13 protein-coding genes are annotated in these 11577 nt (G+C 76.4%); 10 read left to right on the plus strand and 3 right to left on the minus strand.

The window, feature by feature from the left end:
• A partial coding sequence (locus ABZ249_RS27255; protein WP_355268522.1) for a ClpX C4-type zinc finger protein occupies window positions 1–268 on the minus strand: 268 nt, incomplete at its 3' end.
• Window positions 269–502: 234 nt separating this feature from the next.
• Here ABZ249_RS27255 and ABZ249_RS27260 point away from each other — a divergent pair.
• From ABZ249_RS27260 to ABZ249_RS27270, 3 genes are read left to right on the plus strand one after another with little or no spacing between them, the layout of a single operon-like run.
• The gene (locus ABZ249_RS27260) at window positions 503–1612 is read left to right on the plus strand and encodes an ATP-binding protein (RefSeq protein ID WP_355268525.1); all 1110 of its coding nucleotides are present in this window, start codon (window positions 503–505) and stop codon (window positions 1610–1612) included.
• Window positions 1609–2871 carry a VWA-like domain-containing protein gene (locus ABZ249_RS27265; RefSeq protein ID WP_355268528.1) on the plus strand — a complete coding sequence of 421 codons (1263 nt, stop codon included), beginning with the start codon at window positions 1609–1611 and terminating at the stop codon, window positions 2869–2871. Before ABZ249_RS27260 ends, ABZ249_RS27265 begins: the two co-directional genes overlap by 4 nt.
• A gap of 17 nt (window positions 2872–2888) precedes the next feature.
• Window positions 2889–3641, plus strand: coding sequence for a hypothetical protein (locus ABZ249_RS27270; protein WP_355268531.1), 753 nt, complete (start codon window positions 2889–2891; stop codon window positions 3639–3641).
• Between the two features lie 49 nt (window positions 3642–3690).
• Here ABZ249_RS27270 and ABZ249_RS27275 read toward each other — a convergent pair whose 3' ends face one another.
• Window positions 3691–4779, minus strand: coding sequence for a TetR/AcrR family transcriptional regulator (locus ABZ249_RS27275; protein ID WP_355268534.1), 1089 nt, complete (start codon window positions 4777–4779; stop codon window positions 3691–3693).
• Between the two features lie 109 nt (window positions 4780–4888).
• Here ABZ249_RS27275 and ABZ249_RS27280 point away from each other — a divergent pair, with 109 nt between their 5' ends.
• From ABZ249_RS27280 to ABZ249_RS27300, 5 genes are all read left to right on the plus strand, one after another.
• On the plus strand, window positions 4889–5848 hold the full coding sequence (locus ABZ249_RS27280) for an ATP-binding cassette domain-containing protein (RefSeq protein WP_355268537.1): 960 nt from the start codon (window positions 4889–4891) through the stop codon (window positions 5846–5848).
• On the plus strand, window positions 5845–6675 hold the full coding sequence (locus ABZ249_RS27285; protein WP_355268540.1) for an ABC transporter permease: 831 nt from the start codon (window positions 5845–5847) through the stop codon (window positions 6673–6675). Before ABZ249_RS27280 ends, ABZ249_RS27285 begins: the two co-directional genes overlap by 4 nt.
• A 130-nt stretch (window positions 6676–6805) precedes the next feature.
• Complete coding sequence (locus ABZ249_RS27290; protein ID WP_355268543.1) at window positions 6806–7792, plus strand: aldo/keto reductase; 987 nt, start codon at window positions 6806–6808, stop codon at window positions 7790–7792.
• Window positions 7793–7946: 154 nt separating this feature from the next.
• Window positions 7947–8312 (plus strand): VOC family protein, encoded by a 366-nt coding sequence (locus ABZ249_RS27295; RefSeq protein WP_355268546.1) that lies wholly within the window; start codon window positions 7947–7949, stop codon window positions 8310–8312.
• 43 nt (window positions 8313–8355) lie between these two features.
• Window positions 8356–8871, plus strand: a complete 516-nt coding sequence (locus tag ABZ249_RS27300) for an SRPBCC domain-containing protein (RefSeq protein ID WP_355268549.1) — start codon at window positions 8356–8358, stop codon at window positions 8869–8871.
• A gap of 131 nt (window positions 8872–9002) precedes the next feature.
• Here the strand turns inward: ABZ249_RS27300 and ABZ249_RS27305 are convergent, their stop codons facing one another.
• Window positions 9003–9488 (minus strand): MarR family transcriptional regulator, encoded by a 486-nt coding sequence (locus tag ABZ249_RS27305; RefSeq protein WP_355268552.1) that lies wholly within the window; start codon window positions 9486–9488, stop codon window positions 9003–9005.
• 100 nt (window positions 9489–9588) lie between these two features.
• Here ABZ249_RS27305 and ABZ249_RS27310 point away from each other — a divergent pair, with 100 nt between their 5' ends.
• Both ABZ249_RS27310 and ABZ249_RS27315 read left to right on the plus strand, forming a co-directional pair.
• Entirely contained in the window at window positions 9589–10620 is a 1032-nt protein-coding gene (locus tag ABZ249_RS27310) for an LLM class flavin-dependent oxidoreductase (RefSeq protein WP_220560112.1), read from the plus strand.
• Between the two features lie 12 nt (window positions 10621–10632).
• Window positions 10633–11340, plus strand: coding sequence for an NAD(P)-binding domain-containing protein (locus tag ABZ249_RS27315; RefSeq protein WP_355268556.1), 708 nt, complete (start codon window positions 10633–10635; stop codon window positions 11338–11340).
• Window positions 11341–11577 lie beyond the last annotated feature (237 nt).

Raw genomic sequence — 11577 nt, forward strand, 5'->3', positions numbered from 1 at the left:
CCACCGACAACGCCTTCTTCGCCTGCTCCTGCCCGATCACATACGAATCCAGGAACTCGTAGATCTCCCGCGGCTTGGGCAACGCATCCCAGGAGTCCTCGGCGGGGAGGACGGCGTCCTCCTCCTCCATGATCTCGTTGCACAGGCCGACGCACTCATCGCAGATGCAGATATGGCCGGGGCCCGCGATGAGCCTGCGGACCTCACTCTGGTCCTTGCCGCAGAACGAGCACTTGAGCAGGGGCCCGTCGGCACCGGTGCGTGTCACTGAACGTCTCCTCACGGGCTGGGGCGCAGGCCCCGTCGCGGGGGACGCCTCCGCCCTCCACGCTACCCCGGTTCGGAGACCGCGCAATCCAGCCGCCGGGGCCGTGAGCGGGGGCGCGGCCGCCCGACGGAAGTCAACCGGGGTTGACTTGTCCGGGGAGTCAACCTAAGTTGACTCATGTCGGGGCCGTCCGCGGCCCCCGCCACGCATCCGCACCCGGCCCCGGAGGACCCCGTGAAGGACACCGCCCGCACCCGCACCGCGCTCGCCCTGGCCGTGCGCGCGAACCTGCCGGTCCTGCTGTGGGGCGCCCCCGGCACCGGCAAGACCGCGTCCGTGCTCGCCCTGGGGCGCGAGCTGGACCTGCCCGTGGAGGTGGTCGTCGGCTCCGTCCGCGAGCCGGGGGACTTCTCCGGCCTGCCCGTGGTGCACGAGGGCGGCACCCGGTTCGCCCCGCCCCGCTGGGCCGAGCGGCTGGCCGCGGCCGGGGAGGGCCTGCTCTTCCTGGACGAGCTGACCACCGCGCCGCCCGCCGTGCAGGCCGCGATGCTGCGCGTCCTGCTGGAGCGCACCGTCGGCGACCTCGTGCTGCCCGCCGGGGTGCGGATCGTGGCCGCGGCCAACCCGCCCGGTCTGGCCGCCGACGGCTGGGAGCTGTCGGCCCCGCTGGCCAACCGCCTGGTCCACCTGGACCGGGAGGTGTCCGCCGCCGAGATCGCCGCGGGGTTCGCGCACGGGTTCCCCGCCTCCGGCGCCGGGGACGCGGTGGCGCCGAGCGCGGAGCAGGCCGCGGCGGCCCGCTCGGCGGTGGGGGCGTTCCTGCGGGTGCGCCCCGAGCTGGTGCTCGCCGTTCCCGGCGACCCGGCCGCCGCGGGCCGGGGATGGCCCAGCCCGCGCAGCTGGGAGGCGGCCGCGCTGGCGCTGGCCGCCGGACGGGCCAACCCCGGGGCACCGGAGGTGGAGGCGGCGGTGGCCGCCCTGGTGACGGGCGCGGTGGGCGAGGCCGCCGGGTTCGAGGTGCTGTCGTGGCTGCGCACCCTGGACCTGCCCTCGCCCGAGAGCCTCCTGGCCGACCCCGGCCTGCCGCTGCCGGACCGGGCCGACCGGCTGCACGCCCTGCTGGGCGCCCTGGTCGCCCACGTGGCGGCCGACGGCGGCGCCCCCGCCTGGGAGCGGGCCTGGGAGGTGGTCGCCCGCGTCTCCCGGGACGTGCCGGACGTGGCGGCCGCGGCCGCGCGCGACCTGGCGGCCCGCAGGCCGGCGGGGGCGGTCCCGCCCGCGGCGCTGCTGGAACTGGCCCCGGTGCTGCGCGCGGCCGGGCTCATGCCCGGGGAGGCGGCGTGAACGACCACGCGGCGCGGACCGCCGACCGGTTCGCCGCGGCCCGCCTGTGGGCGGCCGCCCAGGCGCCCTACCTGGCCCACGCCCTGTTCTCGCTCACCCCGGTCGTGCTGGAGCCGCGCCGGGACGAGGAGACAGGGGAGCCCGTCCCCGACCCCGACTTCCGCGCCTTTCCGACCGACACGGGCTGGCGGGTCCACATCGACCCCGGGACCGCGCTGGCCGTGCCGGTGCGGGAGTTCGGGTGGTGGCTGCTGCACGGTGTGGGTCACCTGGTGCGCCGCCACGCCGACCGCGCCCCGGAGGGGGCCGCGGGTCCCGGCGATCCGGCGGCCCGGCGGTGGAACCGGGCCGCCGACGCCGAGGTCAACGACGACCTGGAGGCGGCCGGGCTGGAGGCCCCCGCCGGCGTGGTCTCGCCCCGGGCCCTGGGCCTGCCCCCGGGGCGGCTGGCCGAGGAGTACCTGTCGGAGATCGAGGTGCTGGACGAGGCACAGGCGCGCGGCGGACGGCCGGTGGCCGCGCTGGTGGACTGCGGCCGTTCGGCGGACGGACTGGCGAGGTCCTACGAGCTCCCCGGCGGCGGCGCCCTGTCCGATGTGGAACGCGCGGTGCTGGAAGCGGCGCTGGCCCGCGACATCGTCGCGCGGGCCGCCGCGCGTTCGGACGTCCCGGGCGGCTGGGAGCGCTGGGCGCGGGAGCGGATGCGGCCCGCGGTGGACTGGCGGGCCCGGCTGGGGGCGGTCCTGCGGCGCGGGGTGTACCACGGCGTGGGGCGGGTGGACTTCACCTACCGCAGGCCCGCGCGCAGGCAGGGGCCGCCGGGGCCGCACGGCCGGGTGCTGCTGCCCGCGACGGCCGCGCCCGCCCCCGACGTGGCGGTCGTGGTGGACACCTCGGGCAGCGTCGGCGACGCGGTGCTGCGGCTGCTTGTGTCGGAGGTCGCCGGGGTGCTGGAGCGCGCCTGCGGCCGCCGGCGGCTGCGGGTGATCTGCTGCGACCGGCACGCCCACCCGGTGCAGACGGTGCGCCGGGTGGAGGAGGTGCGGCTGGTCGGCGGGGGCGGCACCGATCTGCGCGAGGGGATCGCCGCGGCCGCGGGCCTGCGCCCGGACCTGGTGCTGGTGCTCACGGACGGGGACACGCCGTGGCCGGACGCGCCGCCCCGGATGCCGGTGGTCGTCGGCCTGGTCGGCGGGGACGCGGCTCCGGAACCGCCCGCGTGGGCGCACGTGGTGCCGCTGCCCGGGGACGTGGACTAGAAGAGAGGGGACATCCCGTGGAGACGTTGTCCGACCCCGACGGCCCGGAACGGCCGGAGGACCTGCACGAGTGGACCGCGCGCGGCTACGAGGTGGGCGAGGCCCGGCGGTGGATCGGCGCCGGGTTCGCGCTGGCCGACGCCGACCGGTGGCGGACCGCGGGGGTGTACCGGCCCGGCCCCGCCCTGTCCTGGCGTACGGCCGGGCTGACCCCGTACACGGTGCGGCCCCTGCTGCGGGCCGGGATGGCACCGCGGGAGGCGGTGCGCTGGCACGAGCTGGGGTACTCGCACGCGGAGGCGGCCGAGCGGCACCTGGCGGGCGAGCGCCCGCACCCGCGGAGTGCGGTGCGCCGGCTGCTGCGCCGGCTACTGCGCGGTTCCCCGGCCCCCTCCCCCGAGGACGGGGGCGCCGAGGCGATGGGGGCGCTGCTGGCCGCCGGGATCGGTCCGGCCGCCGCGCGCCCCTTCGCCGACACCGGCTGGGCCGGGCCGGAAGCGGTGCCCTGGGCCCGGGCCGGGATCGACCCGGCGCGGGCGCTGATCCTGCGCGAGCTGGGGTTCACGGCCGCCGAGGCCCGCTCCCTCGGTGCCGACGCGGTGGAGCTGCTGCGCGCGTGGTGGGACGCGGGCGTCCCGCGCGGCGAGGTCGCCGCGTGGGCGGTGGCGGGGTTCGCCCCCGCCGAGGCCGCCCGCCTGCGCGCCCGCGGCGTGGACCCCGAACGCGCCCGCGTCCTGCGGGCCCTGGGCGGCGACACAGGGCGGGGGTGAGCGGCGCCTCCGGGGCGGCGGTCCCGGGCGGGGCCGCCGCCCCGGGCGGTCAGGACCCGGCCGGGGTGCGGGCGGCGGCCACGGCGTGGGCCGCGCCGCGGCCGGCTGCGCGGGCGGTGATCCGGCCGCCGCCGACGCGCACCGCGGCCTCGGTGTCCTCCGCCGCGGCCGTCCCGACCGCGGCCGCCACGGCGCCGGCGGCGTCCAGGACCAGCCGCGCCCGGGGGACGGCGCGGGCGGGGAAGGCCGCGGCCAGGTGGCGGTACAGGTCCGCCAGGAAGGCGTGCAGCAGCGGCCCGTGCTCGGCGGGGTCGTCGGTGGCCAGGACCGCGGTGACCGCGTCGGTGTCGGCTGCGGCGCGCAGCGCGTCCTCGACGGCCTCCAGGCGGCCCGGCCCCAGGACGGCCACCACGCCGTCGGCGCCGACCCCGACCCGCTCGCCGGTGGCCGGGTCGACCGCCTCGGGGGGCTCCCAGGGGTCGTCGGCGGGCTCGGCCGGGCCGATGTGGGCCAGGTGGGGCGGCTCGGGGTCGTCCAGGTCCAGCCCCGCCAGGTGCTCACAGGTCCGGATGACGGTGAAGGGGTCCACCGTGCCCGGGGCGACGGCGGCGGTGCGCTCGGCGCCGTGGAGCACGGTGAGGACGGCCCGCGCCTGCCGGACCCGGCGGCGGCCGTCACCGGCCAGGGCCTCCAGGGACAGGGCGAGCAGGACGGCCTCCACCCTGACCAGCTGCGCGAAGAGGCCGCGCACCGGGGCGTCGGAGAGCACTTCCGGGGTGAGCCCGGCCGCGGTGCCCAGCGGCTCGTCGGACCCGGTGAGCGGGACGCGGGCGAGCCGGGCCCGGGCGAAGGCCCCCAGCGCGGCCGCCGGGTCGGCGGGGCCGGGGGCGTCCGCGGGGGGCCGGGACGGGTCGCGGGCGGGGTCGGAGCGTTCGGCGGCGTCGGCCAGCACCGAGAAGTACAGGGCGCGCTTGCCCGGGAAGTTGGAGTACACCGCCCCGCGGGTGAGGTCGGCCCGGGCGGCGATGCCGTCGATCCTGGCGTCGTGGAACCCCCTCTCGGCGAACTCCTCCGCGGCGGCGGCCAGCACCCGCGCGCGGTTGCGGGCCTGCTGCTGCGCCCTCGTGAGCCGGACCATGCCCCTCCCCCGTGTCTGGTGGCGTCCACCCATCCTACGTTGAGATGCCCGCAGCATTCAGATACTCTCATCATCCGAATGTTGTCATCATCTGAAAGGAGGCGGAGCCGTGGAGGAACCCGCGTTCCAGGCCGAGGGCCTGGTCAAACGCTTCGGGAAGACCGTCGCCCTGGACGGCGTGGACCTGTCCGCCGCCCCGGGCACGGTGCTGGCCGTGCTCGGTCCCAACGGCGCGGGCAAGACCACCGCCGTGCGCATCCTGGCCACCCTCGCCCGCCCGGACGCGGGGAGCGCCCGCGTGGGCGGGTTCGACGTGGTGCGCGAGGCCGCCCGGGTGCGGCGGCTCATCGGCCTGGCCGGGCAGAGCGCCACCGTGGACGAGGAGCTCACCGGGCGGGGCAACCTGGAGCTCATCGGCCGCCTGCTCGACCTGCGCCGGGGCGCGGCCCGGGCCCGCGCCGCCGAACTGCTGGACCGGTTCGGCCTGGCCGGGGACGCCGACCGGCCCGTCTCCGGCTACTCCGGCGGGATGCGGCGGCGGCTGGACCTGGCCGCGAGCCTGGTGGGCCGGCCGCGGGTGGTGTTCCTGGACGAGCCCACCACCGGGCTCGACCCGGGGCGGCGCGAGGAGCTGTGGCGGATGGTCCGCGAGGTCACCGCCGAGGGGGCGACGGTGCTGCTGACCACGCAGTACCTGGAGGAGGCCGACGCGCTGGCCGATGACATCCGCATCATCGACCGCGGCCGGGTGATCGCCCAGGGCACGCCCGCCGAGCTCAAGCGCGTGGTGGGTGGCCAGGCGGTGTCCGTGCGCCCGGGCGGCCCGGACCACATGGACGCGGCCGCCGCGGTCCTGGCCTCCGTCACCGGCCGCGCCCCCGAGCGGACCGGGCGGACCGCCCTGTCTGCGCCCGTGGAGGACGCCGACACCGCCTGGCGGGTGGCCGAGGGGCTGCGCGCCCGGAACGTGCCCGTGGTCGAGTTCTCCCTGCACCTGCCGAGCCTGGACGAGGTGTTCTTCGCCCTGACCGGGGACGCCCGCCACCGGGACGAGGAGCCCGCCGCATGAACACCCCTTCCCTCACCCCTTCGGCCGTCCCTCCGGCGGCCGCGCCCACCGCGGCACCCCCGCGGCCCGGCGCCCTGGTCCGGCACAGCCTGCTGCTGGCCCGGCGCGGCCTGGCCCGGTCCGTCCGCGACCCGGGGGCGATCGTCAACGGGGTCGTCACCCCGTCGCTGTTCATGGTGCTGTTCGTGTACCTCTTCGGCGGTTCGGTGTCCGGGTCCACCGGTGCCTACCTCCAGTACCTCTTCCCCGGGGTGCTGGTGATGGGCGCGGGCCTGTCGGGGATGCTCGCCAGCGGGGTGAGCATCAACGTCGACCGCCGCAAGGGCGTGTACGACCGGTTCCGCAGCCTGCCCATCGGGCGCTCCGCCCCGCTGTGGGGGTCGGTGCTGGCGGACGTGGTGCGGTACGCGCTGGCGGTGGCGCTGCTGTTCGCGATCGGGGCCCTCCTGGGGTTCCGGGTCACCACCGACGCCGGCTCGGCGCTGGCGGCGGCCGCGCTGGCCATGGGGTTCGGGTTCGCGCTGAGCTGGGTGACGGTGTTCCTGGGCGTGCTGGTGCGCGGCGAGGGGACCGTGCTGGCGATCGCGTTCGTCGCGTTCCTGCCGCTGCTGCTGGGCACCAGCCTGGCCGCGCCGGTGGACACCCTGCCGGACTGGCTGCGGGCCTGGGCGGAGGTCAACCCGGTGACCCGGGTGATGGACGCCTGCCGGGCGCTGCTCACCGGCACCCCGGCCGGGTCGTCGATCGCCGCCTCCCTGGCCTGGTCCGCGGGACTGGTGGCGGTGTTCTGCCCGCTGGCGGTGGCCGCCCACGGCCGCGAGCGCTGAAGGCGCTCGGACCGGCCGCCTCCTCGCGCCGGGTGACATCGGCCCGGGGGCTTGACCTGGAGTGCGCTCCAGGTCGCAGACTCCTGTTCCAGGGCCCGCGGAGAGCGGGCCGCGAACGGGAGGAACCCCCATGCGTCAGCGCACCATCGGCACCGGCCCCGACACCCGGCGCGAGGTGAGCGCCCTCGCCCTGGGCACCATGCTCATGGGAACGCGCACCGACGAGAAGACGTCCTTCGCCATCCTGGACCGCTACGCCGAGGCCGGCGGCACCTTCCTGGACACCTCGAACAACTACGCGTTCTGGGAGAACGGGGACCAGGGCGGCCAGAGCGAGGAGCTGATCGGCCGCTGGCGGCGCAGCCGAGGCGTCGGCGACGAGCTCTTCATCGCCACCAAGCTCGGCGCCCGCCCGCTCGCCCCGGGGACGAGCTACACCGACAACGCCGAGGGGCTGTCGGCCCGGACCATCCGCGAATCCTCCGAGGCCAGCCGCGAGCGCCTGGGCCTGGAGCGGATCGACCTGCTGTACGCACACATCGAGGACCGGGGCACGCCGCTGGAGGAGACCGTCGAGGGCTTCGCCGAGCTGGTGAAGGAGGGCTCGGTGGGGATGCTGGGGGTGAGCAACCACTCCGTCTGGCGTGTGGAGCGCGCCCGCGCCCTGGCCGCCGCCGCGGGCCTGCCCGGCTACGAGGTGCTCCAGTACCAGCACAGCTACCTGCGGCCGCGCACCGACATCGGCGACCCGCTGTGCCGGTACGGCAACATCGGCGGCGCGGGCCCGGACCTGCTCACCTACCTGGAGGCCGAGCCGGGCCTGACCCTGGTCGCCTACACCCCGCTGCTCAGCGGCGCCTACACCCGCGCCGACAAGCCGCTGCCCCGCGACTACGACCACCCGGGCACCGCGGCCCGGCTCGCGGTCCTGGGGGAGGTCGCGGCCGAGACCGGCGCCACCCCCAACCAGGTGGTCCTGGCCTGGCAGATCGGCCACGAGCTGCCCGTCATCCCGCTGGTGGGCGCCTCCTCCGTGGAGCAGCTGGAGGAGAGCCTGGGCGCCCTCGACCTGGAACTCACCGAGGACCAGCGCGCCCGCCTCGACGCCGCCGCCTGAACCGGCCCCGGGCGGGGCCGCGGTGCCGGTCCCGGCCCGGCCGGCGACACTCCGTCCCCCCGGGAATCCTTCGAATGGATGTACGAAGAATGTTAGTTTGAAGACACGGAGCCCGGCTCCGCCCCCCGACGAACCGAACGGAAACGAGGCACCCATGGCCGACGGCCTGAAGCCCGCCCTGGTGATCGTCGACCTTCCGGTCGGGGACCTCCAGGCGGCCACCGCCTGGTACACCCGTGTCCTGGGGCACGGCCCGTCCGGCGACCCCTCCCCCACCGACGTCGAGTTCGACCTGCGCGACGGGGTGAGCCTGCTGCTGACCACGGGCGACGAGGACGCCGAACGGGCCGGGGCCAAGGTCCTGCTCGGGGTCGGGGACCTGGACGCCGAGCGGAGCCGCCTCGCGGACGCGGGCATCGGGACCGGCGAGCGTCAGGAGATCGGGGGCGCGCCGGCCTGGTCCGACTTCGAGAGCCCGGAGGGCCACCTCCTCGGGCTGGTCCAGCAGCTCGGGCGGTAGGGACCGAGGCGTTCCGAGAACACGCGACACCGGGGAGGAAGCAATGGACACCGACGAGCGGGCCGCCGCCGTGCGCCGGACGGACGACGGCTGGGAGCTGCGCTTCCGGCGCGGGTTCGCGCACGGCCGCCCGAAGGTCTGGGAGGCGATCACCGAGTCCGGGCACCTCGCCCACTGGCTGCCCTGCGACATCGTCGGCGAGCGCCGCGCGGGGGCCGCGATCGAGCTGCCCTTCTGGCCGACGGGGGCCGGGGAGGAGGACGACGCCCCCCTGCACGGCGAGATCCGGGTGTGGGATCCGCCGTCGGTGTTCGAGTGGACCTGGGACGGCGACGTCCTGCGGTGGGAGGCGGCGGAGGCCGACGGGGGGACGCTGCTGACGTTCACCACCCTGCTCGGTCCCGACCCCGACGCGGCCGCGCGCACCGCCACCGGGTACCACGTCTGCCTGGAGTACCTGGAGGCGCTCCTGGACACCGGCACCACCGACCACGTGGTGGAACCCGACCCCGCCCCGCTGCGGAAACTCTACGGCGGGGCCGTCGCGGCGGCGGGCTGAACCGGGCCGTCCGCTCCCCGGGGCCGACGGCCCCGGGGAGCGGACGCGTTCCCGCCGCCTCCCGTGCCCCGCCCCCCGGCGGGAGGCGGCGGCCCTGGCGCACGCGCCCTCCCGCCCGGCCGCAGAAGGGGTCAGGCGGGGCGCGCGTCCAGGTGGGCGCGCAGGGCGCGGGCGATCTCCCCGGCGGCGGCGACCTGCTCCGGGGTGAGGGCGTCGACGAAGAGCTCGCGGACGGCGGTCAGGTGCGGGACGGTCGCACCGTGGAAGGCCCTCGCCCCCTCCTCCTCCAGGACGATCTCGGCGCCCCGGTTGTCCACCGCGCAGTCCTCCCTGCGGATCAGCCCGCGCCGCTCCATGCGCTTGAGGTGGTGGGACAGGCGGCTGCGCTCCCACTCGACGGCGTCGGCCAGCTCCGAGGAGCGCAGCCGCCCGCCCTCGGCCTCGGAGAGGGCGAGCAGGACCCGGTAGTCGGACGGCGAGAGCCCCGTCTCGTTCTGCAGGCGCGCGGACAGCTCGGCGCGCAGGGCGTCCGAGGTCTCGGTGAACACGCGCCAGTCGCGCAGCTCCTCGCGGGTGGGCAGGCGCCTGCGCCGCCGCACCGGTGTGTCGTCGCTCATCCACGGCCTCCTTATTGACACGTCAATCATATGATCGCATAATTGACGCGTCAATCAAGATGCGGCCGGGGGCCGAAGCCTCCCGCCGAGGAGGAGAACCATGTCTGACCTGCTGTTCGGACTCGACACCTTCGGCGACGTCCCCGAGGACGGCAACGGGGAACCGCTCTCCTACGGGGCGGCCATCCGCCAGGTCGTCGACGAGGCCGTGCTGGCCGACGAGATCGGCGTCGACGCGATCGCCCTGGGCGAGCACCACCGGCCCGAGTACGCCATCTCCACACCGGAGACCGTGCTGGCCGGGATCGCCGGGCGCACCTCCCGGATCAGGCTCGGCTCCGGCGTGACCGTGCTCAGCTCCGACGACCCGGTGCGGGTCTTCCAGCGCTTCGCCACCGTGGACGCCCTGTCCCAGGGGCGGGCCGAGGTCATCCTGGGCCGCGGCTCGTTCACCGAGTCCTTCCCGCTGTTCGGCTACGACCTGCGCGACTACGACGCGCTGTTCGAGGAGAAGCTCGACCTCTTCGTCAAGCTGCTCGACGAGAAGCCGGTGACCTGGAGCGGCACCGTCCGCGCGCCCCTGGAGAACGCCGACGTGTTCCCCAAGACCGAGTCCGGGAGGCTGCCCACCTGGGTCGGCGTCGGCGGGTCCCCGCAGTCGGTCATCCGCACCGCGCGGCACGGGCTGCCGCTGATGCTGGCCATCATCGGCGGGTCCCCGACCCGGTTCAAGCCCTACACCGAGCTGTACGAGCGCGCCGCGGCGCAGTTCGGCACCCCCGCCCACCCGGTGGGGATGCACTCGCCCGGGTTCATCGCCGACACCGACGAGCAGGCCAGGGAGATCTTCTACCCGCGGTACAAGGTCATCCGCGACCGGATCGGCGCCCAGCGCGGCTGGCCGCCGCTGCGCCCGGAGGAGTTCGAGTCCGAGATCGCCCACGGGTCGATGTACGTCGGCTCGCCCGAGACCGTGGCCCGCAAGGTGGCCGCGGCCGTCCGGGCCCTGGGCGTGGGCCGGTTCGACCTGATCTACTCCTCCGGGTCCACCCCGGCGAAGGACCGCATGCGCGCGGTCGAGCTGTACGGGACCCGGGTCATCCCGATGGTCCGCGACATCCTCGCAGGCTGAGAGGCGGAGAACATGGGCACGACGGAGCGGACGGGCGCCCCCGTCCTGGGAGTCCTGGGCGCGGGCAAGGTCGGCACGGTGCTGGCCCGGCTCGCCCTGGCCGCCGGGTACCGGGTGCTGATCGCCGGTTCGGGCGACCCCGCCGAAATCGCGCTGACGGTGTCCGTGCTGGCACCGGGCGCCGAGGCGGTGACCGCGGAGGAGGCCGCCGGCCGGGCCGACGTGGCCGTGCTGGCGCTGCCCCTGGGCAAGTACCGGTCGATCCCGGCCGGAGCGCTGGCGGGCAAGCCGGTCATCGACGCGATGAACTACTGGTGGGAGGTGGACGGGGTCCGCGAGGACCTGCTGGACCCGCGCACCTCCTCCAGCGAGATCGTCCAGGGCTTCCTGACGGGGTCCCGGGTGGTCAAGGCGTTCAACCACATGGGCTACCACGACCTGGAGGACGGAGCGCTGCCCGCGGGGACGCCCGGCCGCCGGGCGATCGCGGTCGCCGGGGACGACCCGGCCGACGTCGAGCTGGTGTCGGGCATCGTGGACGCGCTGGGGTTCGACCCGGTGGTGGCGGGCCCGCTGGCCGCGGGCGTGCGCCTGGAGCCGGGCACCCCGCCCTTCGGCGCGAACGTGGGCGCCGGGGAGCTGCGCGCGATGATCGCCCGCTTCCCCGAGTCCGAACGCGGCCGGGCGGTGGTCTCCGCACGCGGGGGCGTCCCGGCCTGAGGCCGGCGCGCCCGGCGGTCGGGGGCCTGCGCCGCCCGCACCGGGGCGCCCGTGCGCCCGCTTCGATGCGCGGGACACGCCCCCGGGTGGGATCGGTCACGTGGAGCAGAGGGACCGGAGTTCCTTTTGTGGAGTTCCCACAAGGTTCGGCCTCAGCTGTGAGTGGTTCGGAATATCGCATGCCCGTGAGCGATCCAGCAGAGTAGATGCACAAGCTAGGAAAGGCGGCCTCCACAC

It is taken from the genome of Nocardiopsis sp. NPDC006139 (assembly GCF_040614155.1).
In the GTDB taxonomy this organism is placed as follows: domain Bacteria; phylum Actinomycetota; class Actinomycetes; order Streptosporangiales; family Streptosporangiaceae; genus Nocardiopsis; species Nocardiopsis changdeensis.

Excerpts from the sequence above, each read along its gene's own strand:
- ABZ249_RS27295 (WP_355268546.1), top strand. The coding sequence starts at position 7,947 with ATGGCCGACGGCCTGAAGCCCGCCCTGGTGATCGTCGACCTTCCGGTC.
- ABZ249_RS27315 (WP_355268556.1), top strand. The coding sequence starts at position 10,633 with ATGGGCACGACGGAGCGGACGGGCGCCCCCGTCCTGGGAGTCCTGGGC.
- ABZ249_RS27305 (WP_355268552.1), bottom strand. The coding sequence starts at position 9,488 with ATGAGCGACGACACACCGGTGCGGCGGCGCAGGCGCCTGCCCACCCGC.
- ABZ249_RS27285 (WP_355268540.1), top strand. The coding sequence starts at position 5,845 with ATGAACACCCCTTCCCTCACCCCTTCGGCCGTCCCTCCGGCGGCCGCG.
- ABZ249_RS27300 (WP_355268549.1), top strand. The coding sequence starts at position 8,356 with ATGGACACCGACGAGCGGGCCGCCGCCGTGCGCCGGACGGACGACGGC.
- ABZ249_RS27275 (WP_355268534.1), bottom strand. The coding sequence starts at position 4,779 with ATGGTCCGGCTCACGAGGGCGCAGCAGCAGGCCCGCAACCGCGCGCGG.
- ABZ249_RS27290 (WP_355268543.1), top strand. The coding sequence starts at position 6,806 with ATGCGTCAGCGCACCATCGGCACCGGCCCCGACACCCGGCGCGAGGTG.
- ABZ249_RS27310 (WP_220560112.1), top strand. The coding sequence starts at position 9,589 with ATGTCTGACCTGCTGTTCGGACTCGACACCTTCGGCGACGTCCCCGAG.